At 61.2% G+C, this 25633-nt stretch carries 17 protein-coding genes and 1 pseudogene; 7 read left to right on the top strand and 11 right to left on the bottom strand.

Annotated elements, in window-relative coordinates; translation table 11 throughout:
- Window positions 1–93: 93 nt before the first annotated feature.
- The 3 genes and pseudogenes from AC4PS6_RS14290 to AC4PS6_RS14280 all read right to left on the bottom strand — a co-directional run.
- Window positions 94–648, bottom strand: a complete 555-nt coding sequence (locus AC4PS6_RS14290; protein WP_492180864.1) for a DcrB/PsbP domain-containing protein — start codon at window positions 646–648, stop codon at window positions 94–96.
- Between the two features lie 72 nt (window positions 649–720).
- The gene (locus tag AC4PS6_RS14285) at window positions 721–2532 is read right to left on the bottom strand and encodes a monovalent cation:proton antiporter-2 (CPA2) family protein (protein WP_019817299.1); all 1812 of its coding nucleotides are present in this window, start codon (window positions 2530–2532) and stop codon (window positions 721–723) included.
- 26 nt (window positions 2533–2558) lie between these two features.
- Window positions 2559–2672 (bottom strand): annotated as a pseudogene (locus AC4PS6_RS14280) (outer membrane lipoprotein carrier protein LolA); the annotation flags it as partial.
- Between the two features lie 271 nt (window positions 2673–2943).
- Between AC4PS6_RS14280 and AC4PS6_RS14275 the strand changes: the two are divergent.
- Window positions 2944–14331 (top strand): autotransporter-associated beta strand repeat-containing protein, encoded by an 11388-nt coding sequence (locus AC4PS6_RS14275; RefSeq protein WP_336827488.1) that lies wholly within the window; start codon window positions 2944–2946, stop codon window positions 14329–14331.
- A 116-nt stretch (window positions 14332–14447) separates the two neighbouring features.
- On the opposite strand, the gene AC4PS6_RS14270 is transcribed toward AC4PS6_RS14275, so the two are convergent.
- Entirely contained in the window at window positions 14448–15119 is a 672-nt protein-coding gene (locus AC4PS6_RS14270) for a helix-turn-helix domain-containing protein (RefSeq protein ID WP_072435738.1), read from the bottom strand.
- Window positions 15120–15348: 229 nt separating this feature from the next.
- The gene (locus AC4PS6_RS14265; RefSeq protein WP_106111773.1) at window positions 15349–16593 is read right to left on the bottom strand and encodes a methionine gamma-lyase; all 1245 of its coding nucleotides are present in this window, start codon (window positions 16591–16593) and stop codon (window positions 15349–15351) included.
- Between the two features lie 123 nt (window positions 16594–16716).
- Between AC4PS6_RS14265 and AC4PS6_RS14260 the strand changes: the two genes are divergently transcribed.
- Complete coding sequence (locus AC4PS6_RS14260; RefSeq protein WP_014718112.1) at window positions 16717–17187, top strand: Lrp/AsnC family transcriptional regulator; 471 nt, start codon at window positions 16717–16719, stop codon at window positions 17185–17187.
- A 156-nt stretch (window positions 17188–17343) separates the two neighbouring features.
- Here AC4PS6_RS14260 and AC4PS6_RS14255 read toward each other — a convergent pair whose 3' ends face one another.
- Window positions 17344–18774 (bottom strand): aminotransferase-like domain-containing protein, encoded by a 1431-nt coding sequence (locus AC4PS6_RS14255; RefSeq protein ID WP_336827487.1) that lies wholly within the window; start codon window positions 18772–18774, stop codon window positions 17344–17346.
- A gap of 158 nt (window positions 18775–18932) precedes the next feature.
- Here AC4PS6_RS14255 and AC4PS6_RS14250 point away from each other — a divergent pair, with 158 nt between their 5' ends.
- The 5 genes from AC4PS6_RS14250 (at window position 18933) to AC4PS6_RS14230 (ending at window position 23130) form a co-directional block, all read left to right on the top strand.
- Window positions 18933–19115: a rubredoxin gene (locus tag AC4PS6_RS14250; RefSeq protein ID WP_014718115.1), complete on the top strand. Its 183-nt coding sequence runs from the start codon at window positions 18933–18935 to the stop codon at window positions 19113–19115.
- 27 nt (window positions 19116–19142) lie between these two features.
- Window positions 19143–20012 (top strand): sugar phosphate isomerase/epimerase family protein, encoded by an 870-nt coding sequence (locus tag AC4PS6_RS14245; RefSeq protein ID WP_014718116.1) that lies wholly within the window; start codon window positions 19143–19145, stop codon window positions 20010–20012.
- A gap of 69 nt (window positions 20013–20081) precedes the next feature.
- A complete protein-coding gene (locus AC4PS6_RS14240) occupies window positions 20082–20714 on the top strand; it encodes a LysE family translocator (protein ID WP_014718117.1) in 633 nt (210 codons plus the stop codon).
- Window positions 20715–20793: 79 nt separating this feature from the next.
- Window positions 20794–21852, top strand: a complete 1059-nt coding sequence (locus AC4PS6_RS14235; protein ID WP_014718118.1) for a diguanylate cyclase — start codon at window positions 20794–20796, stop codon at window positions 21850–21852.
- Window positions 21853–21900: 48 nt separating this feature from the next.
- On the top strand, window positions 21901–23130 hold the full coding sequence (locus AC4PS6_RS14230) for a M20/M25/M40 family metallo-hydrolase (protein ID WP_014718119.1): 1230 nt from the start codon (window positions 21901–21903) through the stop codon (window positions 23128–23130).
- A 191-nt stretch (window positions 23131–23321) separates the two neighbouring features.
- On the opposite strand, the gene AC4PS6_RS14225 is transcribed toward AC4PS6_RS14230, so the two are convergent.
- The 5 genes from AC4PS6_RS14225 to AC4PS6_RS14205 form a co-directional block, all read right to left on the bottom strand.
- Window positions 23322–23681 (bottom strand): hypothetical protein, encoded by a 360-nt coding sequence (locus tag AC4PS6_RS14225; protein ID WP_198833801.1) that lies wholly within the window; start codon window positions 23679–23681, stop codon window positions 23322–23324.
- 379 nt (window positions 23682–24060) lie between these two features.
- Window positions 24061–24477, bottom strand: a complete 417-nt coding sequence (locus tag AC4PS6_RS14220) for a hypothetical protein (protein ID WP_014718120.1) — start codon at window positions 24475–24477, stop codon at window positions 24061–24063.
- Entirely contained in the window at window positions 24471–24755 is a 285-nt protein-coding gene (locus AC4PS6_RS14215; protein ID WP_074059145.1) for a hypothetical protein, read from the bottom strand. The genes AC4PS6_RS14220 and AC4PS6_RS14215 overlap by 7 nt, the downstream gene beginning before the upstream one ends.
- Window positions 24756–24804: 49 nt before the next feature.
- Window positions 24805–25116, bottom strand: coding sequence for a contact-dependent growth inhibition system immunity protein (locus AC4PS6_RS14210; RefSeq protein WP_336827485.1), 312 nt, complete (start codon window positions 25114–25116; stop codon window positions 24805–24807).
- Window positions 25113–25633, bottom strand: a 521-nt coding sequence (locus AC4PS6_RS14205) for an RNase A-like domain-containing protein (protein WP_492180863.1), incomplete at its 5' end; no start/stop codon positions are given. The genes AC4PS6_RS14205 and AC4PS6_RS14210, both read right to left, overlap by 4 nt.

Raw genomic sequence — 25633 nt, 5'->3', positions numbered from 1 at the left:
CGGTGGCTCAGTAAAAGAATGAGTGACTGACACACCGCTATCGCGGGCAAGCCCGCTCCCACATGGGTTTTGTGTTGGCTGTAAAGAGGAGGGTCATTTGCCGCCTGTAATCTGCTTCACCAACTGCGCATGCCCCTTCACATCATCCGCCCGGGAAATCGCCTGGATCACCAGCAAATGGTTGCCCGAACCCCCCAGAAAAGTGGAGTTCAAGGTCTTGCCACCACCTTGGGTGGCGCTGCTGTCCACTTGGCGCAGGCCCAGGCCCTTGTAGGTGAGTTTCTTCTCGCCCAGTTTCTTGAAGTCAGGCAGCGCAGCGCTCTGGTCCTTGACGAAATCGGCCACGGCGTCGTCTAGGAACTGCGGGTCGTTATCCTGGATAGTTGCCCCATCGTTGCGCACGGTTTCGGCGACGATCACCACACTTTTCGTCGTTGAGTTAGCGTACAGGGTGCCTTGGGTGTCAGCGGTGCCGTCTTGCGCTGTGCCGGAGGGCAGGGTGTCGGCGCTGTAGGCCTTGGGCAGTTTGAAGGTGAACTTGCCACCCAAGGTGGCGATGGTCTGGGTGGTGGGCTTTGCAGCAGCGAATACGCTGCCGGCGGTGAGCGCGAGGGCCAGCAGCATTGCGGTCTTGGTGAACGTGGCCATGAAGCACTCCGGGGATGAACGAAATTGCGGCGTATTCTGTCAGAAAATTCGCAATCTCGTTCATCGGCCCCGTCACACTTTGTCGGAAGACTCTTCCTCAAGCCTGTCCATTTCAAACAGGCGCGCCAGTTCCGCACGGGCTTCCTGGGCGGTTTGCATGACCTTGGCCGCGTCGTCGTACACCGCGTGTTGGGCGGCAAGTACCTGCTGGTCGTGGGTCTTGAAGCGGTTGATGCGCGCATCGGCCTGGGCCTGGCTCAAACCGAGGCCGACCAGGGTACGGCGGCTCATTTCCAGGCTGGAGTAGAAGGTTTCGCGCACCGGTGAAGCGTCCAGGTCCACCAGGCGGTGTACGTGCTGGCGGTTACGCGCACGGGCGATGATCTTCATGTGCGGGTAGAGGTTGCGCACCAACTCGGCGGTCTTGATGTTGATCTCTGGGTCGTCCATGGCGATCACGAAGAATTCCGCCTGATCGACTTTGGCCGCGTGGAGGATTTCCGGGCGCTGGGGGTCGCCGTAGAACACCGGCATACCGCCGAAACTGCGGGTCAGCTCGATGGTTTCCACCGAGGTGTCGAGGGCGATGAACGAGATGTTCTGCGCGCGCAGGATGCGCGCCACGATCTGGCCCATACGGCCCATGCCGGCGATGACCACGCGGGGCGCATCGCTTTCGATGGCGCGGTATTCCTCGGGTACTTCCACCGGCTTGACCTTGGGCTTGAACAGCTTCGGGCACACCAGCAACAGCAGCGGGGTCACGGCCATGGACAGCGTGATGGTGAGTACCAGCACGTCGTACAGCTGCGGTTCGAACAGGCCCTGGTCGCGGCCGATCTTGAACACCACAAAGGCGAACTCACCCCCCGCCGCCAGCACCACGCCCAGGCGTAAAGCGCTTTCGCGGTTGAGGTCGCCCACCATCCGCCCGACGGCGTACAGCAGCGGCAGCTTCAAGCCGATCAGCAGCAGGGTCAGGCCGATCACCACCAGCGGTGTGCTGAGCAGCAGACTGAGGTTGGCGCCCATGCCCACGCTGATAAAAAACAGGCCCAGCAGCAGACCCTTGAACGGCTCGATCTGGGACTCCAGTTCGTGGCGGTATTCCGAATCCGCCAGCAGCAGGCCGGCGAGGAAGGCCCCCAAGGCCATGGACACGCCCACCAACTCCATCAGCCAGGCGGTGCCGATCACCACCAGCAACGCGGTGGCGGTGGACACTTCGCGCAGGCCGGTCTTGGCGACAATGCGAAACACCGGGCGCAACAGGTAGCGCCCGCCGATGATCACCACGGCGATGCTGCCCAGGATCTGCAGCACATGTTGCAGGCCTTGGGCCTCGGTGGTCGGATGATCGCTGCCGGCCAGCAACGGCACCATGGCGATCAGCGGGATGGCGGCGATGTCCTGGAACAACAGGATGGCAAAGGCCAGGCGCCCGTGGGGTTGGTTGAGTTCCTTGCGTTCGGCCAGGCTTTGCAGGCCAAACGCCGTGGAGGATAGTGCCAGGCCAAGGCCCAGCACGATGGCGCTGTTCCACGACTGGCCAAACAGCCACAGCGCGACCGCGCCCATCACCACACCGGTGAGCAGGACCTGGGCCAGACCGACGCCGAACACCGCCTTGCGCATCACCCATAAACGTTTGGGTGACAATTCCAGGCCGATGATGAACAGCAACAGCACCACGCCCAGTTCAGAAAACTGCGCCACGCTTTGCGGGTTGCCGATCAGGCCGAGAACAGACGGGCCGATGATCACACCGGCAAACAGATAGCCCAGCACCGCGCCCAATTGCAGGCGCTTGGCCAGGGGCACGGTCAGCACGGCGGCGAACAGGAACACCACGGCTGCTTGTAACAGATTGCCTTCATGGGGCATTACGAACTCCAGCATTTGCATCGATCAACGGTAGGAGCGAGCTTGCTTGCGAAGAACGCAAGGGCACCGCGTTGTGTCTGGTTTGTCGCGTCATCGTTGAGGATTTTCGCGAGCAGGCTCGCTCCTACGGTGGGGAGGATAGGGCGCTATTAGAGCGCTTTTTCACATTTGGAAACTTGTATTTTTGACGCGACAGTCAATGGATGTTGGCGCTCATCCCATTCTTACACCGGTTTTACGAAAGTATTAATACCATTTAATTCAATGGCTTTCGCGCAGGTCTACTAACGTTTCGAAAAACTGAACCAGTAGTCACCACGGTCAGGTGTTTCGAATTCGATGCGTGTGGATCGTTGAAACAAGGCGTGCACGCAGTCACGGATGAAAGGCTTGGACCACAAGGAGTAGAACGTGGATAGAAGACTTGCGACTGCCGCTTTACCTCGTATTTCTGCGCTTTCTCTTGCGATCCGCCTGGGCGTGGCCGGGCTGGTGATGGGGCTGGCGAGCCCGGATGTGTTCGCCGCCTGTAGCCCGGCGAGTCCCACCGCTGGAGCGACGGTGACCTGTACGGGTGTGCCGACATTGCTGCTGATTCCCAACACCTTCAACAGCGCTGTCAACACCCTCACGGTCAACGTCACCGCCGGGACGAAGCTCAATACATTGGTGGGTGGTGTCGCGCTGAGCCTGACGGGCAACAACACGACATTGAACAACGCCGGCACCATTGACCCGGCAGTACTTGGGTTGGTTTCAGCCCTGAGCGGTGGTGTGGTGATCGGCAACTCGACAGCCAATGCGCTGAACATCACCAACGCGGCCACCGGCGTTATTAACGGTACCGGCGCGCTGCTTGGGTTGAACCTGGCCTCGCTGGGCGGCATGGCACTCAATGCCACCAACGGCGTAGGCGGCACCACCACGATTGTCAACGACGGCACCATTGGTTCGTCTTTCTTGCTCGGCCTTTCGCTGCTTTCCTCCGACACCCCGGTGGTGGCGGTACAGGGTGGCGGGCAGGTCAATATGACGAATAACGGCACCCTGACCGGGCGCGTGGCGTTCGAGAGCTCCACTACAGGGAACACGTTCCGCAACACCGGCACTATCTCTGGCGGTGTGTCGATGGGGGCCGCCAGTACCAACACCTTTACGGCAGTCACGGGCTCGCAAGTGACCAACGGCGGCGGCCTCGGCTTAAGCCTTGGCGGACTGATCGGCGTGAACCTGACGTTCGCCCCCACCGGCCAGGTGGACGGCGGCGCAGGCGGCAGCAACTCGCTGATCCTTGAAAACACGACGGGCGTCGGTGGTGGCAGTACAGGCACCGGCACGGCTTCAAGCGCCAACTATGTCAACTTCAACAACCTGGCCATCAATAGTGGCACCTGGACGTTGCAGGGGCCGTTGGTCAGCGGCAGCACTACGCTCAATGGCGGTGTGGCGCAATTCAATAACAACGCGACATTTGGCAGCGGTGTGCTCACGTCCAACGGCGGCGCTATCGAGGCCACCGGCAACGGCCTGACACTGGCCAACCTGATGACCCTGGGTACCGGTGGTTTAACGGTACAGGGCGCCTCGACCGGGCTGAACCTGAGTGGTGTGATCTCGGGCGCCGCGGGTGTGAGCAAAGCGGGTACCGGCGAATTGATCCTCAGTGGCACCAACACCTTCCAGGGTGGTACCACCTTGAACGCCGGCACGCTTACATTGGGAAATGCCGCGGCGCTAGGTTCCGGTGCCTTGACCGTGGCGGGTGCAGGTACTTTGCAGAGCAATGCTGCGCTGACAACCAGCAATGCGATTACCTTGAACGCCAATCTGACCGTAGACGGCGTGAACCCGCTGACCCTTGGCGGGGTTGTCAGCGGTGGTTCCGGGTTGATCAAGGAGGGCGTATCGAGCCTGGCGCTTACGGGCAACAATACTTACACCGGCGCCACGGCCCTCAACGCCGGTTCGCTGGTGGTGGGCTCCAATACTGCGCTCGGCGCCAGTGTGTTGAACGCCTCGGCGGGTACCACGTTGGATGCCAGTGCAGCAGTGAGCCTGGGCAATAACCTCAACCTGGGCGGTAACCTGACCCTTGGCGGCAGCAACGCGCTGACCCTTGGCGGTGTGGTGGCGGGCCTTGGTGGGTTGATCAAGAACGGCCCGGCGGATCTGCTCCTCAATCAAGCGAACACTTACCTGGGCAACACGGCACTCAACAGCGGCAAGCTGGTGATTGGCGCTACCGGTGCCTTGGGTGCGGGTACGTTGAATGCAGCTGCAGGCACGACCCTGGACGCCAGCACCAGTGCCACGCTGACTAACGCGATCAACCTGGCCGGTAACCTTGGAATCGGTGGCAGCGCCAACCTGACCCTGGGCGGCACAGTCAACGGTGCAGGCAGCCTGACCAAGAACGGCACAGCCGGCCTGACACTGAGCGGCAGCAATAACTTCCTGGGTGGCACCACGCTGAATGCCGGCACGCTGACCGTCGGCAGCAACACGGCGCTTGGCCTGGGCAACTTGACCGTCGGCGGCGCCGCCACCCTGGACAGCACCTCGGCGGTGGCGTTGGGCAATGGTATTGCCCTCAACGCCGGGCTGACCGTCGGCGGCACCAATGGGCTGACCCTGGGCGGTGTGGTCAGCGGCGCGGGTGCGCTGATCAAGGATGGCCTGGCCAACCTGACCCTTAACGGCACCAACACGTTCACCGGTGGCACCAGCCTCAACGCCGGTACGTTGACCTTGGGCACGGCAGGCGCATTGGGCGCAGGCCCCTTGACGGTCGGTGGTGCGGCAACTCTGGATACCAGCGCGACCTTCACCCTGGGCAACGGGATTGCCTTGAATGGCGACCTGACGCTCGCGGGCAACAATGACCTGAACCTCAGCGGCGTGCTCAGCGGCGCCAGTGCGCTGATCAAAAATGGCTTGGCTGACCTGACCTTGAGCGGCAACAACACTTTCACCGGGCCATTGAATATTGTCTCCGGCAGCGTCACCACCGGCAGCACCGGTGCATTGGGCAACACCTCTGGCGTCAATGTCAGCACCGGCGCCGCACTGAACCTGGGCGTCGATTCCAGCCTGGCCGGCCTCAGCGGTGCGGGTGGCGTGGCAGTCGGCGGCGGTTTGAATCTCACCGTGGGAGGGGTGAACACCAGCAGTACTTTTGACGGTGACCTCAGCGGCGCGGGCAGCTTGATTAAAGTGGGTACCGGCACGCTCACGCTCAACGGAATCAATGGCATCACCGGTAACACGGCGATCAACGCGGGCACTCTGGATGTCGATGGTTCTCTGGGCAGCGCGTTGGTCAACGTGAACAGCGGCGGCACCCTCACCGGCAGTGGCTCGCTCTTGGGTACGGCGAATATCAATAGCGGCGGGCACCTGGCGCTGGGCAGTGGCACGACCTTGTCGGCCGCTGGCCTGAACATGAGTGCCGGGGCCAGTCTGGATGTGGCCCTCGGCGCACCGTCGCTGACCTCGCTGATGAATGTCGGCGGCAACGTGAATCTGGCCGGCGACCTTAATGTGAGCGATGCCGGTGGCTTTGGCGCTGGTGTGTATCGCTTGATCAACTACACCGGCGGCTTGACCGGCGCATTGAACGTCAACACGGTGCCGCTGGGTTATGGGCTGGGTGATCTGCTGGTACAGACCTCAGTGGGCAGCCAGGTCAACCTGGTGGTAGCGGCGCCGAATATTCGTTTCTGGGACGGCAGCAACACCCTTGCCAACGGCACTGTTGACGGTGGCAACGGCACCTGGACAGCGGGGGGCACCAACTGGACCTCGGCCGACGGCCTTTCCAACCAGACCTGGGGCGGCGGCTTTGCGGTGTTCCAAGGTGCTGCGGGCACTGTCAGCGTGAATGGCGTGCAAACCATCACCGGTCTGCAATTCGTCACCGATGGCTACAGCCTGGTCAATGGCACCGGTGGGCAGTTGAGCACCGGCAGCGGCAACTTCGCCGTGCGCGTCGACCCACTGGCGACTGCCACCCTCGGCGTCGATATCACCGGCGCGGGCGTGCTGAACAAACTCGATACCGGCACGCTGGTGCTCAATGGCGCCAACAGCTACACCGGCGGCACCTTGCTCAATGGCGGTACGGTGGTGGTCGGCAGCAACACCGCGCTGGGCACTGGCACGCTGACCGCTGCGGCGGGCACCACCCTGGACAGCAACGCCTCTGTAACCCTGGGCAATGATGCGGTACTCAACGGCAGCCTGACGGTCGGCGGCAGCAACGCATTGGCGCTCAATGGCGCCATCAGCGGCACCGGTGGCCTGGTCAAGAATGGCACGGCAGGCCTGACACTCGGCGGCACCAATACCTTCCTGGGCCCTGTGGCCTTGAACGCAGGCGGGCTGATCCTGGCCAGCAATACGGCGCTGGGCGCGGGCGTGTTGAATGCCGCAGGCGGTACCACCTTGGACGCGAGCACGGCGGTCACCACTACCAACGCGATCAATCTGGCGGGCAACCTGGGCATCGGCGGCACCGCTGACCTGACCCTCGGCGGCGCAATCAACGGTGCAGGCAGCCTGACCAAGGAGGGCACGGCCAATCTGATCCTCAGCGGCGCCAACGCCTACCTGGGTGGCACCACCCTGAACGCCGGTACGCTGACCTTGGGCAGCGCCACCGCCCTTGGCCTGGGCAACCTCACCGTTGGCGGCGCGGCGACCCTGGATAACACGGCAGCGCTGAGTGTGGGCAATGGCGTCGTGCTTGACGCCAACCTCGCCGTCACCGGCAGCAACGACCTGACCCTGGGTGGCCTGGTCACCGGCACGGCTGGCCTGAGCAAAGACGGCGCGGCCAACCTGACCCTCAATGGCGTCAACACCTTCCAAGGCGGCACCAGCCTCAACGCCGGCACGCTGACCCTGGGCACGGCAGCAGCCCTGGGTACCGGCGCCTTGAACGTAAACGGTGCAGCTACTCTGGCCAACAGCACACCGCTGGTATTGGCCAATGCGGTCAACCTCAACGCTGGGCTGACCGTGGGCGGTCTCAACAACAACCTGACCCTGGCCGGCGTGCTGGCCGGCAGCGGCAGCCTGGTCAAAACCGGCACGGCGGATGTGAGCCTGACCGGTACTAACACCTTCAACGGCCTGTTCGATGTGCAATCAGGCAGCCTCACCACGCTGGGCAACGGAGCACTGGGTGTCGGCGCCGGGGTCAACCTGGCGAGCGGTACTTCCCTCAACCTGGGCGGTAGCTCCAGCCTGGGCGCACTCACGGGTACCGGGCTTGCAACCGTAGGGGCCGGCAGCACCTTAAGCGTCGGCAACAATAATCTGGACAGCACCTTCAACGGCGTCGTGGCAGGCCTCGGCAACCTGGCCAAAGACGGCACAGGCGCCTTGACCCTCGGTGGCCTCAGCGTGGTGACCGGGGACGCCCAGGTCAACGCCGGCAGCTTGCTCGTCAATGGTTCCCTGGCCAGCGCCAACGTGGCGGTGGGCAGTGGTGCCACCCTCGGTGGTACCGGTACTTTGTTGGGCAACGTGAGCATCGCCGACGGCGGCCACCTGGCCGTCAATTCCGGCGCGACCCTGACCACCGGTTCGCTGCTGCTCAATGCCAACGCCAACCTGGATGCGGGCCTCGGCGCGCCCGCGACGGGCGGCACCGCGCTGGTGCAGGTCAACGGCAACCTGACTCTGGACGGCACCCTTAACGTCACGGATATCGGCGGCTTCGGTGCGGGTATCTACCGCCTGATCGACTACACCGGTGGCCTGACCAACAACGGCCTGCTATTGGGCAGCCTGCCGGTGAACATCCCGGCCAGCGACCTGGACCTGCAAACTGCGATCGGCAACCAGATCAACCTGCTGGTCAACGGCAGCACCAACGTGCAGTTCTGGGACGGCAGCCAAACCACGGGCAATGGCACCATCGAAGGCGGCAGCGGCACCTGGAGTGCAGGCGGCAGCCAATGGACCGGCGTCAATGGTGCATTCAATACCGCCTGGACGCCCAACAGCTTTGCCGTGTTCCAAGGCACGGCGGGCACCGTCACGGTTGACGGCGCGCAAGCCATCACTGGTTTGCAGTTCGTCACCGATGGCTACAACCTGGCCGGCGGGGCAGCGGGCGCCCTGACCCTGTTCAATGGCGTGGGCGGCAACACCGCCGTACGTGTCGATCCAGGCGTCACTGCCACCTTGGGCGTGGCGCTTAACGGCGGCGGCACCCTGGCCAAGCTCGACACCGGCACCCTGGTGCTCAACGGCGCCAACAGCTACACCGGCGGCACTGCCCTGGATGGCGGCACCCTGGTGGTCGGCAATAACAGTGCCCTGGGCAGCGGCCTCTTGACCACCGCCAACGGCACCACCCTGGACAGCAACACCGCGGTCAGCCTGGCCAATGCACTCAACGTCAACGGCAGCCTGACCCTCGGCGGCAGCAATGCCCTGACCCTGGCCGGCACGGTGGCGGGCACGGGCAGCCTGATCAAGAATGGCATCGCCAACCTGACCCTCAGTGGCAACAACACCTATGCTGGCCCAACCGCACTCAACGCAGGCGGCCTGATCCTGGCCTCCAATTCGGCCCTGGGCAGTGGTGCCCTGAACGCGGCCGCCGGCACCACCCTCGACAGCAGCACGGCGGTCGCCCTGGCCAACACGGTGAATCTGGCCGGCAACCTGGGCATTCTGGGCACCGCCGACCTGAGCCTGAACGGCTTGGTCAGCGGTAGCGGTGGGCTGACCAAAACCGGTGCGGGCAACCTGACGCTCAACGGTGCCAATGCCTACCTGGGTGGCACGCAATTGAATGCCGGTTCCTTGACCCTAGGCAATGCGACAGCCCTGGGCAGCGGTGCCTTGGCGGTCAATGGGGCATCCACCCTGGACACCAACACGGCGTTGGCCCTGGCCAATAACACCAGCCTGAACGCCGCGCTCACCGTCGGCGGCAGCAACGATCTGAGCCTCAACGGTGTAGTGGACGGCAGTGGTTCGTTGACCAAGGCCGGTGGCGCCAACCTGACCCTCAACGGCACCAATACCTACAGCGGCGGCACGGCCCTCAATGCCGGCACGCTGACCGTCGGCAGCACCACGGCCCTGGGCTCGGGCGCATTGACCGTCGGCGGTACGGCGACCCTGGCCAACAGCACGCCGTTGGTGTTGGCCAATGCGGTCAACCTCAATGGCGACCTCACTGTCGCAGGCAGCAACAACCTGACCCTGGCCGGTGTACTCGCTGGCAATGCAGCGCTGATCAAGAATGGCGCGGCGGACCTGCTGCTGACCGGCAACAACAGCTTCAGCGGCCCACTGACCGTGGCGGCGGGCAGCGTGACCACGACGGGTAATGGTGCGCTAGGCACCACCTCCGGCGTCACTGTCGGCAGCGGCGCCAGCCTCAACCTGGGTGGCAACGCCAACCTCAACAGCCTGGCCGGCAACGGCGTGGTACAGGTGGCTGGCGGCAACACGCTGGCGGTGGGTGGCAGCAACCTGGATAACAGCTTTGGCGGTGCGCTAAACGGTGCCGGCAATCTGGATAAAAACGGCAGCGGGGTGCTCAACCTGAGCGGCACCAATGCCATCAGCGGCGCGGCCAACGTCAACGGCGGCACCTTGAATGTCACCGGTTCCCTGGCCAGCGGCACGGTGGCAGTGAACAGCGGCGCGACCCTGGCCGGCAGCGGTTCATTGGCTGGCGCGGTGACCGTGGCCGACGGTGGGCACATCGGCTTGGCCACCGGCAGCACGCTGTCGGTGGGCTCGTTGGTGCTGGGTGGCAACTCGAACCTGGATGTCGGTCTCGGCACTCCGGTGCTGGGTGGCGGCACAGGCCTGCTGAATGTCGGCGGCAATCTGACCCTGGACGGCAACCTCAATGTCACTGATATCGGCGGCTTTGGCAGCGGCGTCTACAACCTTATCAACTACACCGGGGCCTTGACCGATAACGGCCTGGCTCTTGGCACACTGCCAGGCAGCGTGGTGCCGGGCGACCTGCAAGTGCAGACCGCGATCACCAACAAGGTCAACCTGCTGGTGACTGCGCCCAACACCACCGTGCAGTTCTGGGATGGCAACAGCCTGATCGGCAACGGTGCGATTGACGGCGGCAACGGCACCTGGAACGCCGGCAATACCAACTGGACCAATGTCGACGGCACCCTCAACCAAGGCTGGGCCAACAGCTTCGCGGTGTTCCAAGGCGCGGCGGGCAACGTGACGGTGGACGGTACGCAAAACATCACCGGCATGCAGTTCGTCACTGATGGCTACACCCTGGGCTCCGGCACGGCGGGCGTGCTCAACCTGGTCAATGGCGGCACCGGCAACACCGCGGTACGCGTCGACCCCAACGCCACCGCGACCCTGGGCGTGACCCTCAACGGCGCTGGCACCCTGGCCAAGCTCGACAGCGGCACCCTGGTACTCAACGGCAATAATGGCTACACCGGCGGTACCGCGCTCAATGGCGGCACCCTGGTGGTGGGTAATAACAGTGCCCTGGGCACAGGCGCTCTGACGGCGGCCGGTGGTACTACCCTGGACAGCAACGCGGCGGTCAGCCTGGCCAATGCGGCCGTGCTCAACGGTGCCTTGGCGGTGGCAGGCAGCAACGCGCTGACCCTTGATGGGGTTGTCAGCGGCAGCGGCAGCCTGGTGAAAAACGGTGCGGCAGCGCTGACGCTCAATGGCGTCAACAGCTACAGCGGCGGCACTGGCCTGAACGCCGGTCAATTGATCCTTGGCAATAATGCTGCCCTGGGCAGTGGTGCCTTGACGGTCGGCGGCGCGGCGCAACTGGATGGCAGCACCGACCTGCAACTGGCCAATACCCTCAACCTGGGTGGCGCGCTGACCCTGGCCGGCAGCCACGACCTGGCCCTCAACGGCGTGGTCAGCGGCAGCGGCGGCCTGGTGAAAAATGGCAACGGCGACTTGTTGCTGACCGCGGCCAACACCTACAGTGGCGGTACCACGCTCAACGGCGGCAGCACCACGGGCAACACCATCAGCCTGCAAGGCGCTATCGCCAACAACGCGGCGTTGACCTTTGAGCAAGCCAGCGACGGCACCTACACCGGCAACCTCACCGGTACCGGTGTGTTGAACAAAACCGGCACCGGCGCGTTGTTGCTCAGCGGCAACAACACCTTTACCGGCAACACCAACGTCAACACCGGCAGCCTGCTGGTCAACGGCACCTTGAACAGCGCCGCAGTGCAAGTCGCCAGCGGCGCGACCCTCGGCGGCAGCGGTACCCTGGGCGGTGCGGTGAACATGGCTGACGGCTCGGTGCTCCAGGCCGGTGCCGCGACGCCGCTGTCGGTGGGTTCGCTGGCCTTGTCATCGGGCACCACCCTGGACTTCGCCCTCGGTGCGCCGGGTGCCTCCAGTACAGCGGTGAACGTGGCGGGCAACCTGACCCTGGACGGCACCCTCAACGTCAGCGATACCGGCGGCTTCGGTGTCGGCGTGTACCAGCTGTTCCGCTACGGCGGCAGCTTGACCGATAACGGCCTCACCTTTGGCACCTTGCCGGTGGCACTGGGTAACCTGAGCCTGCAAACGGCGCTGGCCAACCAGCTCAACCTGGTGGTGCAAACCACCCCAGGGCAGATCCAGTTCTGGAACGGCGGCACCACCAACCCCGATGGCAGCATCACCGGCGGCAGTGGTACCTGGGGCCCAGGCACCAACTGGACCGACCCCACCGGCACTCAAGGGCAGGCGTCCACCAATCAGTTCGCGGTATTTGGCGGGCAGGGCGGCACCGTGACCGTAGTCGGCAACCAGGGCTTCACTGGACTGCAAGTGCTGGACGCCGGCTACACGCTGGTCGCCGGCGCAGGCGGTAGCTTGAGCCCGACCAATGCGGCCGATGGCAGCCTGGCGCCAGTGCGCGTCAATTCCGGCGTGACCGCTCAGATTGATGCACCGCTGGTGGGAACCGGCGGCATCAACAAGCTGGATGCGGGCACCTTGCTGCTGACTGGCGCCAATACCTACACCGGCGGCACCACCGTCAGTGGCGGTACGCTGGCGGGCACCACCACCAGCCTGCGTGGCAGGATCCTCAACAACGCGCGGTTGTTGTTTACCCAGCGCACCAATGGCCAGTTCAGCGGCACCTTGAGCGGCACCGGTGCGCTGATCAAGCAAGGCGCAGGCGCGCTGTTGCTGACCGGCAACCAGCCGTTCAGTGGCACCGTGGCGGTGGAAGAGGGCGTGTTGCAAGTGGGTAACGCGGCCAACCCAGGCGCGGTGCTTGGCGGCCAAGTCACTGTGGCCAACGGTGCGGGGCTGACCGGTAGCGGCAGTGTCGGTTCGCTGGTCAACAACGGCTCGGTGACGCCCGACGGTGGCAAGCTGACCGTTGCCGGCAACTTCACCAACGCCAGCACCGGTGCGCTGAACCTGGTGATCACCCCATCCACCACCGGCTCCCTGGCCGTGGGCGGCACCGCCAACCTGGGCGGCACCTTGAATGTGGTCAACCTGGCACCCTATGCCGGCGCCACCACCTACACCCTGCTGACGGCGGGCGCGGTCAACGGCACCTTTGCCACCACCAACCTGGAGAACCTGGCATTCCTCACTACCGCGTTGAACTACAGCCCAACCCAAGTGGCCCTGGCGGTCAGCCGCAACGACGTCAGCTACGCCAGCGTGGCGGCCACCGGTAACCAGCGCGGCGTAGCGGCGGCGTTGGGCACAGGCACCGCAGTCGGTGGCGCAGCGGTGCAAAATGCACTGCTTAACGGTGATGCAGCGGCGGCACGTGCGGCCTTCGACAGCTTGTCCGGCGAAATCCACGCCAGCACCGCCAGCGCCATGCTTGAAGACTCGCGTTACGTGCGTGATGCGGTCAACGAGCGCCTGCGCCAACCCGGTTGCTACCGCGAGGACGACCCGCGCAATGCCCTGGCACCCAGCGAAAACCACCTGAGCAGCGCCGGTTGCCACGGCGAAATGGTCGGCTGGATGCGCGTGCTCGGCACCTGGGGCCATATGGGCGGTGACAGCAACAGCGCCAAGCTGGACCGCAACCTCAGCGGCTTCCTGCTCGGTACCGACAAGCAAGTGGACGACGCCTGGCGCGTGGGCGTGGCCGCCGGCTATACCCGCAGCGACCTGGACGCCAAGCGCCGCAACTCCAGCGCTGATGTGGACAGCTACCACCTGATGGCCTACACCGCCTACCAGCAAGAAGCCTTCGCCGCACGCATGGGCGTGGCGTACAGCTGGCATGACGTTGAAAGCAAACGCAACGTGGCCGTCGGTGGCGAGGGCCAACGCCTCAAAGCCGATTACAAGGCACGCAGTGCGCAGGTGTTCGGTGAAGTCGGCTACACCATTCAAACCCCTACCGTGGCCCTGGAACCGTTCGCCGGCCTGGCCTACGTCAACTACGACAGCGACACCATCAAGGAAAAAGGCGGCTCGGCAGCCCTGCGTGGCGATGCCGACCAGGACATCACCTACTCGACCTTGGGCGTGCGCATTGGCCAGACCATCACCCTGGGCAACGGCTCGAAAATCACCCCACGGGGCAGCATCGGCTGGCGCCATGCCTTCGGTGACACCAAGCCCGACGCCGACCTGAGCTTTATCAATGGCGGTGGCTCGTTCAGCACCCAGGGCGTGCCGATTGCCAAGGACAGCGCGGTGGTGGAAGCGGGCCTGGATTACCAGATCAGCCAGAACGGCAGACTGGGCCTGGGCTATTCCGGCCAACTCTCGCGCAACGACAAGGACCACGCCGTGACGGTGAGTTTCTCCCTCGGTTTCTGATCAAGGCCGAGTTTTCTTGAACCGCCCGCAAGGGCGGTTTTTTTTGCTGAAAGCTGGGCTTGCTCGAATACCCCGTGTAGAAGCGAGCATGCTCCTACAGTTTGATTGGCGTGAGCTCAGAAACGGGTGCCGTCTTCGGTCGAGTACATCCACCGCAACAACGAATGCCGCCCGCTGATCCCCAACTTGATCGCCGCACGCTTGAGGTAGCTCTCGATGGTGTTGACCTTCAACGCCAGTTGTTCGGCCAACTCCGGCGCGGTGCGCCCGGCCAGCAGGCCTACGCACACTTGCAGTTCACGGTTGGACAGGGTCAGCCCCGATTGCACCAGGCGCTCCTGAATGCGTCGGTGCAAGGTGTCGATGCCCTGATGTTGGGGCACTGCGCACGGGCTGTCTGGGAGCGATGGCTGCAGCGCGGTGATGTGTTTTTCCACCATGGGCAGCAACAGCGCGGAGAAGTCTTGGAGCATGCTGCGTTCTTGCGCGGAAAAGCTGTCGGACGGGTGCGAGCGATACACCGACAGTACATAGCGCACATCGTCCTTGCGGCCCGTGAGGTGCAGTTGTGCGGCGAGTTGCTCGCTGCCCAAGGCCGCCACCGAATCGGTGTACACCGGGCTGATCTTGCGGCGGCCAAGGCCTTCGCGGCTGACGTGCAATTGGGTGATATGGGTGGCGTCCACTGCCAGTTGGGTGAGGATCAGGTCATGCAGCATGCGTGGAAAATGGCGGCTGCCGGTGCTGGCGATGACCTTGCCTATCTGTGGGAACAGGTGTGAGTTCATCAATTCGTCCATGAGTTTCGTGCAGGTGTTCGGTTTTATAGCGACGGGGGTTAAGAAGGTAACGAATGTGAATAACCTGCAGTGATAGTGCGTCCCGCTGCGGACATGCTAGTACAGGCTGGCTAAAGGAGGGGGATCCAATCTGCGAAAAAAAGCATTAAACATGTAGAACGGCAGTCGGATCCTTCCGACCGCCGCCCAGGCACCGCAAAACGTACGGCTTGATGCGCTATTTCATGGCATAAACCGCTGTGGGGGCTGGCCGCAGGTTGGCACCGCTGCACTTGGCCAGGGCCTGTTGGATATCCGTCAGCAGGTCGGCAACGTCTTCAAGCCCCACCGACAAACGCACCAGGCCCTCGCTGATACCGTGCTGCGCAAGTTGCTCGGGGGTGTAGGTGGAGTGGGTCATGCTCGCCGGGTGTTGGGCCAGTGATTCGGCATCTCCCAGGCTGACCGCACGGGTGAACAGTTGCAGTGCGTTCATAAAGCGCCGGCCCGTCTCGATCCCACCCTTGAGTTCAAAGGCAATCATGCCGCCGGGCAGTTTCATTTGCCGGGTCGCCAGTTCGTACTGGGGGAAGGAACGCAGCCCGGGGTAGATCACACTCTCCACGGCCGGGTGCGCCTGCAAGGCTTCGGCCAGCGCCTGGGCATTGCTGCAATGACGGTCCATGCGCAGGGCCAGGGTCTTGAGGCCGCGCATCAGCAACGACGCGTCCTGGGGTGACATCACTGCGCCGGTCAGGTCCTTGAGCCCTTGCAGGCGGATGCGCTGTGCCAGCGCCTGGTTGCTCACCGCAACACCTGCGGTGATGTCGCCGTGGCCGCTGAGGTATTTGGTGGCCGAGTGCACCACCACATCGGCACCCAGTTCCAGGGGGCGTTGCAGATAGGGCGTGCAATAAGTGTTATCGACCACCACGGTGACATTCGGCTGTTGATGGGCCAACTCGGCCACGGCGGCGATGTCGATCAGGCGCAGGTTGGGGTTGGCCGGCGTCTCGCAGTAGAGCATGCGCGTGGCCGGGGAGAATGCTGCTTGCAGGGCGGCCAGGTCGGTCAGGTCGACATGCCGCACCTTGATACCGAATTCGCCCAGGCCATGGTGCAACAGGGCGAAGGTACAGCCATAGAGGGTCTGGCTGACGATGATCTCGTCGCCCGGGCGCAACAGGGTCCAGAACGTTGCGGCAATCGCGCCCATGCCGGAGCTGAATGCTACGGCGGCCTCGCCGTTTTCCAGGCTGGCCATGCGTGACTCCAGCAGGGCCAGGGTGGGGTTGGAAATGCGCGTATAGAAGTGGCCGCTGGCTTCGCCGGCAAAGCAGGCGGCGCCGTATTCGACGGTGGGGAAGGCGAAGGTGGCAGACAAGTAGATGGGCGGAACGAGGGCGCCGTGATGGTCAACAGGGTCATAGCCATGGTGAATGGCACGGGTGCAAAAGCCGAAGCTGGTGTGTTGAGTGTGCATGTCGGGCGCTCCTTATTTCCTACAATGCTATGCTCATAACCACAGATGAACTTTGCGAAAAAGCCTGCAAAAACCCGCGTTTGTGGATCAAACATCGATAAAAATAATGATTAGAGGCACGTTATGCCCATCAAGCTGGACCGTACGGACAAAGCCCTTTTAAACGCGTTGCAAGGCAACGCCCGCCTGACCGTGGCCGAGTTGGCAGAGCGGGTGGCCCTCACCACCTCACCGTGCTGGCGCCGGGTGCGCACCCTGGAGGAGAGCGGGGTGATCAGTGGCTACCAGGCGATCCTTTCTCCCAAGGCGCTGGGTTATGGGGTGACCGCGTTTGTCAGCATCATGATGGAAAGCCACACCCAGGAAATCGCCCGCGCGTTCGAGCAGCGCCTGTTGGCGATTCCGGAGATTGTGGCGTGCCATAACGTCTCGGGGCGCTATGACTTTTTGCTGGAAGTGGTGGCCAAAGACCTGGAATCGTTTGGCGAGTTTGCCCGCGAGGTTTTGCAGACGTTGCCCTGCGTCAAGGAGATCTATTCGAGCTTTTCCTACAAGTCGGTGCGGCCGTTGCGGGTGATTCCGTTGCCGGGTTGACGGGAGGCTTACGGCGCGAGCCGATGCGTATCCACCCGACGCCCCGCGATCCAACTGTGGGAGCTGGCTTGCCTGCGAAGGCGGCCTGACAGCCGACGCAGTTATACCGAGATCAAAATCAGAGCAAGAGCAAGAGCTACTCGCTTCGCATCGTGGTTACGTTGGGCCGCTTTTGCTTTTGTGTGCCACCCCATGCAACAACAGCGCCTCAAATACCCGCTGCACCCGTGGCTCATCACTGTGGGCCACATTGAAGCGCATCGAGTCGCGATGGGCCGGGTCATAGCCAAACAGCGCACCGGGCGCCAGCACCATGCTGCGTTTCAGGGCTTGCTGAGCCAGGAGTTCGCCGTTCACGCCAGGCGGCAGGCGTGCCCAGATGAACATCCCGCCTTCATACGCCATCGGCAGTTCGCACCCGCAGCGCTTGAGCCATTGTTCGACGCGCCCTCCGGCCTCCATCAGGCGTTGCGCCATGCGCTTGCGATGCTTGGCATAGCTGCCTTCGCTGAGCATACGGTAGACGATTTGTTCGAACAGTTCGGAGGTGACGCCGCCGCTCATCAATTTCATATTGGTGAGGTTGGCGGCCAGTTGCGGCGCGGCCACGACGTAGCTGACGCGGGTGTTGGCGCTGAGGCTCTTGGAGAACCCCGACAAGTAGGTGACCTGCTCCAGCCCGGCGACGGCGGCCAGGCGTGGAGGAGGGTTGGGATGCAGGTCGCCATAAAGATCATCCTCGACGATATGGCAGTGATAGTGCTGGGTCAGTTGCAGCAGCCGAAACGCCTGGCTGGGGCTGAAGGAATGCCCGGTGGGGTTATGCAGAACGCTAGTGGTCAGGTAAAGGCTGGGGCGGTGTTCGGCCAGCAACTGTTCGAGGGCCGCGAAATCGAACCCATCGGGGCGGCGCTCAATGGTAACGACCTTGACCCCATGCAGCGCCAGGTTGGCGTGGAAGTTGAAATAGCACGGCGCGTCGAGCAACACCGTGTCGCCGGGGCGTGCAAGCAGGCGCATGAGCATGTCCAGGCCCTGCACGGTGTTGGGGGTGGTGATGATTTGCTCCACCGGCACCGACAAGCCTTCGCCATGCAGTTTCTGTTGCAGCGCCTGGCGCAACGGCAACAGCCCCGCCGGCGTGCCCAGCCCGGCGATGCGCAGCGACGGCGCACGCACCACGCTGCGCATGGCCTGGCGGATCGCTTCGCCATTGAGCCAGTCCTCCGGCAGGTGTCCGCCACCGGGCCGCAGTTCGCCACTGGCGGTGGCCAAGGGCCGGCGCAATACGCTGAGCAGGTCTTGGGGCAGTAGATCGACCCAGGTCGCCGAAGCAGGGCGTGTGCTGTCCATCGCCACGAAGTAGCCGCGGCCCTGGCTCGAGGTCAGCAGGTGGCGACCGCGCAGGCGGTCCAGAGCCTCATTGAGGGTGAACTTGCTGACGCCGAGGATCTGGGTCAGCTCACGCACGGATGGCAGTTTGCTGCCCGGTGCCCATTCGCCATTTTCGATGGCGTGGCTGAACGCCTCGACGATCTGCTGGACCTTGGGCGTGCCTTCTACGAAAGCGATGGCGGATACAAACATGACGCGTCCTTGTGTTTGCAGGTGATTTTACCGGTGAAGTGAGGCCGGATTAGGCATCACTTTACCTGCCTTGCGCAATGCCACTCCCCTAGACTGCGCGGCATCTCGCCTGGAGATGGCGATATTTCCTACACCTGAGCAATGGATTCTGCATTTCCATGAAGACTTATATGTGCGCACCCTGCGGTTTTATGTACGTAGAAGAACTGGGTATTCCGGAGGACGGAATTCCCGCAGGCACCCCTTGGGAAGAGGTGCCTGAAGACTGGACATGCCCGGATTGCGGCGTGACCAAGGCCGACTTCATGGCCATCAATCTTCCTGAACGTCAATTCGCCTGACACTCCATCAACGAAAGGAATCGCTCCATGGAAAGCAAACTGATCAACGCCACCGTCCCGTTCTGCACCGGTGTGGCCCACCAGAAATACCTGGGCGCCGAAAAGGGCCTGCAAACCGCCATCGAAGGTGACTGCACCCACTGGTACATCGACGGCAGCCTGTTCGGCGAAATGGTCGATGACTGGACCGAGGCGCGTATCGAAAGCCTGCAGGCGCAAATCACGGCGACTGGGGTCAAGCCGGTTTTCCACGGCAACTTCAAGGCACCGTTGGGCAGTGATGTAGAAGCCTTCCGCAGCGCTGCCGTGGAGTATGTGAAAAAGGAAATCGACATCGCCAGCCGCCTGGGCGCGCCGTTGATCATTCACGGCGGTTGCATCGTCGAGCCGAAAATGGTGCTGATGGCCAAGAAGGTCGCCCTGGAGCATTACCTCAAGTCGGTGCAGGAACTGGCGCGCTATGCCGAGGCCAAGGGCACGGATATCTACCTGGAGAACCTGTCCAACTACGTCAACTATCGGCCGTTCCACTACATCTTTACCCATGAAGCCGAATACGCCTTTGTGTTCGAGCGCCTGCAAGCCCATAGCAATGTGTATTTCTTCCTCGATGCCGGCCACGCCAACATCGAGAACGGCCTGCCGGCAGAAGTGGTGCGCAAATACCACCACCTGATCAAGGGCATTTCCTTCAGCAACAACAACGGCGTGCAAGACCAGCACTTCGGCATCCATGACGGTAACTGTGATTACGCCGATGTGGTGCAGGCCATTGTCGAGACCAACTGGAAGGGCCTGGTGGCGTTTGAAACCCGTAACCAGACCGCCAAGGCCGCGCTGGCTGACCTTGCGGTGATGTACCGCGAGTCCCTGACGACTGAAATCGCCGTCGCCTGACCGGCCTGGGGCGGGCGCTTGAGGCGCTCGCCTCGTTGCTGTTGTTCTCTTAATTCAAGGTCCCTGGCCATGACAAGTGCGTTAACCCTGTCGTCGTTTCTCTACTTTTTGCTGTTTTGCGCCACCATGACCTTCAGCCCCGGCCCCATGACCTTGTTGTTGTTGAGCCTGGGCCTGAAGGACGGCCTGCGCAGTTCGATCCCCGCGCAGATCGGCGCCAGTGTGTCTTACCTGATTTCCATCCTGATCTTTGCCGTGGGCTTCTCGGAACTGATCAAGGGCAACCTTGCCATTACCCAGACCATCCAGTTTGTCGGTGTGGCCTATATTCTCTACCTGGCCTACAAGCAGTGGACCAGCAGCGGCGTGTCGATCAACAACGCAGGTGCCGTGGAGGGTTCGCGCAGCCTGTTTGGCAAAGGGCTGTTGACCGGGTTTTCCAACCCCAAGACCATCATCATGTTCAGCGCCGTGTTCCCGCAGTTTGCCGGCGCCGGTGAACACAGTTCGGCGGCGGACATCGCCATCCTTGGCCTGACCTTCCTGCTGCTGCAATTTGCCAGCGGCTGCCTGTATTGCTATTTCGGCCAGCGCATCAAGCACGTGCTGGAAAACCCCAAGCGCCGGGTGTTGTTGCAGCGGGTCACGGCCGTCTTGCTGTTGGGCGTCGCCTTGATGCTGGCACGCGGGTTTTCGCACTGAAGTATTAGCCAATAAGCGGTAGTGGCGATTTGACGTCGCCCTGTTAGACTCCAGGCATTCACCCAGGATCGCCCCCACCATGCCAGCCGTCGGAGGAAAAGGACTTCCGCTCGCTTTGCGCTTGTACAAATCTCGCCTGCTGGGGCTGACGCTCGGCTTTGTGTGCGTGGCGTTCGGCATGTATCCGTTGAACCCCTCCCTGTGGGTATGGGCTTGGATGCTGGTCAATGCCTTTGCGTGGCCGCACCTGGCTTTTCAATGCTCGTTGCGCTCGGCCAATACCTTGCGCAGCGAACGCCGCAGCCTGCTGTTCGATTCCTTTTGCGGTGGGTTCTGGGTTGGCGCGATGCACTTCAACCCGCTGCCCAGCGTCACCACCCTGTCGATGATGAGCATGAACAACGTCGCCATCGGCGGGCCGCGCTTCCTGTTCGCGGGTTGGGTGGCGCAGGCACTGGGACTGGGCACCGCGTTGTTGCTGTTCACACCTGGGTTTGTCGCCCTGACCACCCAAGCCCAGCTGTATGCCTGCCTGCCGATCCTGATGCTGTATCCCCTGGCCCTGGGATGGATCTGCTATCGCCAGGCCGTCACCTTGGCCCGGCACAAACGTGAACTGCTGGCCTTGAGCCGCACCGACAGCCTGTCGGGCCTGCTCAACCACGGCGCCTGGAAGGACCATCTGGACCTCGAATTTCAACGTTGCCGCCGTGGCCCGGCCGGTGCCGCCATCGCGTTGATCGACATCGACCACTTCAAGACCATCAACGACACCTACGGCCATGTGACCGGCGATATCGTCCTGCGCCAACTGAGCAAGGTGCTGCGCCAGAACCTGCGCACCACCGACCTGGCCGGCCGTTATGGCGGTGATGAGTTCTGCGTGATCCTGCCCGATATGCCCCTCAACCGTGCCACCGAGGTGATGGAGGCCTTGCGCGGTCGCTTCAACGCCTTGGCCTACGCCCAGGACCCAACACTGCGAGTGAGCCTGAGCATCGGCCTGGCGCCGTACCAGCCGAGCCACGCCGACTCCATCAGTTGGCTCAACGATGCCGACCAGGCGCTGTATGAAGCCAAGAGCAGCGGGCGCAACCGGGTCAGCTCGGTACAGGGCAGTTGGTTGCGGTCAGTTTAGTGGGGTAGGGTGGCGGGGCACCCTCCAACAAAAAACAAGGATCGGTCCATGTTCTTCACCTTCCCGCGTACCCTGTTGGCCGCTACCCTGGCCTTGTCTTTCAGCCTGCCGGCCTACAGCGCCGAGCCTCATAAACAGATCCAGCAACAGGCCGAACAATACAAGGCCCAAGCCTTGAAGCTGCTGGAGCGCCTGGTGAATATCGACTCGGGCTCAGGCTACGAGCCGGGCCTGACCCAAGTGCGCGATATCGCCGTGGACGAGTTGAAACAGTTGGGTTTCACCATCGAATTGGTGCCGGATAAAGCCGCCAACAACAGCCATGTGGTCGCCACCCTCAAAGGCACCGGCAAGGCCAAGATCCTGCTGATGGCCCATATGGACACCGTATTCAAGGAAGGCTCGGCTGCCGAGCGCCCCTTCCACATCAAGGACGGCCGCGCCTACGGCCCCGGCGTGATGGATGACAAGGGCGGCATCGTCGCGGGCATCTATGCGCTCAAAGTCCTCAAAAGCCAGGGTTTCAAGGACTACGCGCAGATCACCTTCCTGCTCGACGCCAGCGAAGAAACCGGCTCCGACGCCGCCTCCGAACTGATCCGCAACACTGCCAAGGGCCACGACGTGACCCTGAACCTTGAACCCGGCCGCCCCGCCGACGGCCTGGTGGTGTGGCGCAAAGGCAGCGCCACCGCGGTGGTCGAAGTCAAAGGCAAGGCCGCCCACGCCGGCGTCGCCCCGGAACTGGGACGCAACGCCGCCATGGAAGCCGCGCACCAGATCCTGCAACTGGGCAAACTCGGCGATGAAGACAAGAAAACCACCATCAACTTCACCGTGCTCAAGGCCGGTGACCGCACCAACGTCATCCCTGACCAAGCCACCGCCAAGGCCGACGTGCGTGCGGCCTTGCCGGAAGAGTTCGACCGGATCGAGAAAGACCTGGCCCGGGTTTCAGCCAACAAATTGATCCCGGAAACCGAAGTGAACACCAGCCTGCAGCGCGGCCTGCCACCGATGCCGCAGACGGCCGAGTCGGATAAGTTGGTGGCGATGGCCCAAGGGATTTATGGCGAACTGGGACGCAAGTTGACCATCGAAGGCAGCGGCGGCGCGGCGGATGCCAGCTTGTCCGCCGGGGTAGGCACGCCGACGTTGGATGGGTTTGGGATAGTGGGGGGCAATATCCACACCCCGGAGGAATATGCCGAGGTGGAGAGTGTGGTGCCGCGGGTTTATTTGTTGAGTCGGATGATTATGGAGTTGTCCAAGCGCTGATCAGAACACTGGATGATCGAACGAAGCAGATTTGAATGGGGGAGGAATGCCCCTCAGGCAAACGCAGATCCCCTGTGGGAGCGGGCTTGCCCGCGAAGGCGGTGTGTCAGTCGCTGCATGTGTTACTGCACTACCGCTTTCGCAGGCAAGCCAGCTCCCACATTTGATCGTGTTCGCTTGGTTTTGTTGGATTATTCGTCTGCTGTCGCTTGAGCGTGATAACGAATTAGACATTCAAGCAATGTTTTCATAAAGGCTCTGTTGTCGACGATTTCATCTTCGAAGTAAGTGTCAAATAGATAAAATACGGACTTAAAATTTTCGTCCGTGCTGAGAAAATGCTGGAGTGTGTTGATGTGCCATTCTCTTTCATCTTGCTTATATTTGATGAATTCAGGCTTGGTTAGCTGGTTGAATAACCATGTGAGTTCCTCGTGATGGTTCACGTTTATAGAGGTAATTAGCTCTTCTCGGTCCGCATCTCTGGTGTTTTCGATGCAGTAGGTAAATAATAATCCTTTAAGTATTGATAGCTGTGGTTGACTTTTCATGTTTAAAAGTCCATGTAAGCAGTAAAGAGGTTTCTGTCTTCATTCAAATGCGCAAAGGCTTATCTCTGTTTTCCATATTCTGATTTATCCCTTTTATACCCTTCACCTATAAACTTCTCCATACAGATCATTGAATTGCAAAGCGAAGCGGGTTTGAATGTGGGAGGAGTTCCAGGTAAGCGCAGATCCCCCTGTGGGAGCGGGCTTGCCCGCGAAGGCGGCGCGTCAGTCGCTGCATGTGTTACTGCAGTACCGCTTTCGCAGGCAAGCCAGCTCCCACATTTGGTATTTGTTGATTTGAGCGTTGTGTTCGCTTGACTGATTGGCATTAGGGCTTGCCCCGTCCCACATTGAGTACTCGGTGTATTCAATGTGGAAGTCACCATGTGGCAGGGTCTTCGAGGCTGGCTTTTTGGAGGTCTTCTTTCCACCATTCATTAGTTAATCTATAAATTTCTTCGAAAAAACCTTTTGGATTGTCCATTTCACTCCATCCCCACGGCAGGGTGCAATAATAGCCGGGAGCCTGTCTCAATAAGTGCGAAAAATCAAAGGTTTCGTCGCTAAGTGCAGCCCCCAATTTGTCGCATAAAACCTTGCGATGTCGATAGCTTAGATCTGAAGATTTCTCAATTATGTATTTTTCGATCAGTCGTCTTCTGTCTGTGTCAAGGTTGATGTCGTAACGTGCAAACTCTTCACCTAAAGTCTCTTCGCGATCATAAATATCGAACGGGCTGAGTAAGTGCCGAAGTTTCGGTGCGTACGGGATATCTAGAAAAGGGTGTTTCAGCATTGGTCATTACCCACAGGGAATACGGTATAAAGTTCTTTGGTTTCGCGATCAAATTTTGCGATCGCTGCATCCATGTTTTCATCAAGTATTGGATTGTTTCGGTCAGAAGGGTTTGGTATGTATCCTCTTCCGCAACCCTGCATTTCGATTCGGACAACTGGGTTGCCGTAGTAATCTTCCCCGGTAAAAGGCGGTAGGTTGCGTTCTGCTCTGGTGGTTACCTCATTTAGTACAGCGAGTTGCGCTCGATGACTTTTAAACTGCGTACTTAACTGCATAGGATTTTTCCTTTAGTGGCGGTGCTGATTTGTTTAGGGGGGCGATCGATTATTGTTTGAGGAGTAAGTAGTTCTCAATTTTTCTTACGATGTGGCTCAGCCAAAGCGGCCCTGATGCCCACTCGTGCGGATAATAATAATAGCAATATTGTTTGTGTAGCAGGTTCTCCAAAAGATTTGATTCGTTTGTATAGTATTTGAGCAGTTCTAGAATTTCTTCTTTTACGGTGGTGATTACATCCGTAGATGAGACTAGTAGAAAAGCATCAATGACCTCGTCAGCTGTGGCGTGCTCATCTACCCAGTCTTGATGGAAGTAAGCTCCAAAGAATTGCTGAAGTTCAGTTAGTTGGTTGTTCATTTTTCTATTGGGTATCCTGTCAGTAAAAGGTAGCCGTCTGGCATTTTTGGTTTTCGAATTAAAACTAGCATAAACTTATAAACAGGTATGGATTCTGTGGTGCCTCTTATAACGCTCAACCCTACGGGTTGGCTCGAATGCTCTCTGATAATATGCTTGTCCTTCGTTCCTTGTAGGAATTTGGATATTTCCTGACTGTGCGAAGCCAAGCTTTTGGATACAAGTGCTTCTGCGTCTTCTAAAGTTTTGAACGTAGACGCTGCAGGTATATGTGGCTCCACCTCAAGCCTTTCTACCAATTGATAGTCAGTCCGCTCTACGTGCTTCTTAATCAGATGTCCGCCTGCTTTTTCATGCCCGTCTAGTACGCCGCTGGGTATTTTTTTTGCTGGAGCGTCGATTTTTGAGCCAGGACAAATTCCAACCTTACAGCTCAGCCCTAAGGGATCTACCCATCCCGTCGGATTGGGCACATACCGGTACCCATTGATCCCCCCCGCCAACTTCACCGGATCTG

It is taken from the genome of Pseudomonas sp. DW-iso17, assembly GCF_058725345.1.
The sequence above is the reverse complement of the archived record's forward strand: the minus strand, read 5'-3'. Positions and strand labels throughout refer to the sequence as shown.

What these genes read in the sequence shown, in the direction of transcription:
- AC4PS6_RS14290 (WP_492180864.1), bottom strand. Translation starts at nt 648, where the DNA reads ATGGCCACGTTCACCAAGACCGCAATGCTGCTGGCCCTCGCGCTCACC.
- AC4PS6_RS14285 (WP_019817299.1), bottom strand. Translation starts at nt 2,532, where the DNA reads ATGCCCCATGAAGGCAATCTGTTACAAGCAGCCGTGGTGTTCCTGTTC.
- AC4PS6_RS14270 (WP_072435738.1), bottom strand. Translation starts at nt 15,119, where the DNA reads ATGAACTCACACCTGTTCCCACAGATAGGCAAGGTCATCGCCAGCACC.
- AC4PS6_RS14265 (WP_106111773.1), bottom strand. Translation starts at nt 16,593, where the DNA reads ATGCACACTCAACACACCAGCTTCGGCTTTTGCACCCGTGCCATTCAC.
- AC4PS6_RS14260 (WP_014718112.1), top strand. Translation starts at nt 16,717, where the DNA reads ATGCCCATCAAGCTGGACCGTACGGACAAAGCCCTTTTAAACGCGTTG.
- AC4PS6_RS14255 (WP_336827487.1), bottom strand. Translation starts at nt 18,774, where the DNA reads ATGTTTGTATCCGCCATCGCTTTCGTAGAAGGCACGCCCAAGGTCCAG.
- AC4PS6_RS14250 (WP_014718115.1), top strand. Translation starts at nt 18,933, where the DNA reads ATGAAGACTTATATGTGCGCACCCTGCGGTTTTATGTACGTAGAAGAA.
- AC4PS6_RS14245 (WP_014718116.1), top strand. Translation starts at nt 19,143, where the DNA reads ATGGAAAGCAAACTGATCAACGCCACCGTCCCGTTCTGCACCGGTGTG.
- AC4PS6_RS14240 (WP_014718117.1), top strand. Translation starts at nt 20,082, where the DNA reads ATGACAAGTGCGTTAACCCTGTCGTCGTTTCTCTACTTTTTGCTGTTT.
- AC4PS6_RS14235 (WP_014718118.1), top strand. Translation starts at nt 20,794, where the DNA reads ATGCCAGCCGTCGGAGGAAAAGGACTTCCGCTCGCTTTGCGCTTGTAC.
- AC4PS6_RS14230 (WP_014718119.1), top strand. Translation starts at nt 21,901, where the DNA reads ATGTTCTTCACCTTCCCGCGTACCCTGTTGGCCGCTACCCTGGCCTTG.
- AC4PS6_RS14225 (WP_198833801.1), bottom strand. Translation starts at nt 23,681, where the DNA reads ATGAAAAGTCAACCACAGCTATCAATACTTAAAGGATTATTATTTACC.
- AC4PS6_RS14220 (WP_014718120.1), bottom strand. Translation starts at nt 24,477, where the DNA reads ATGCTGAAACACCCTTTTCTAGATATCCCGTACGCACCGAAACTTCGG.
- AC4PS6_RS14215 (WP_074059145.1), bottom strand. Translation starts at nt 24,755, where the DNA reads ATGCAGTTAAGTACGCAGTTTAAAAGTCATCGAGCGCAACTCGCTGTA.
- AC4PS6_RS14210 (WP_336827485.1), bottom strand. Translation starts at nt 25,116, where the DNA reads ATGAACAACCAACTAACTGAACTTCAGCAATTCTTTGGAGCTTACTTC.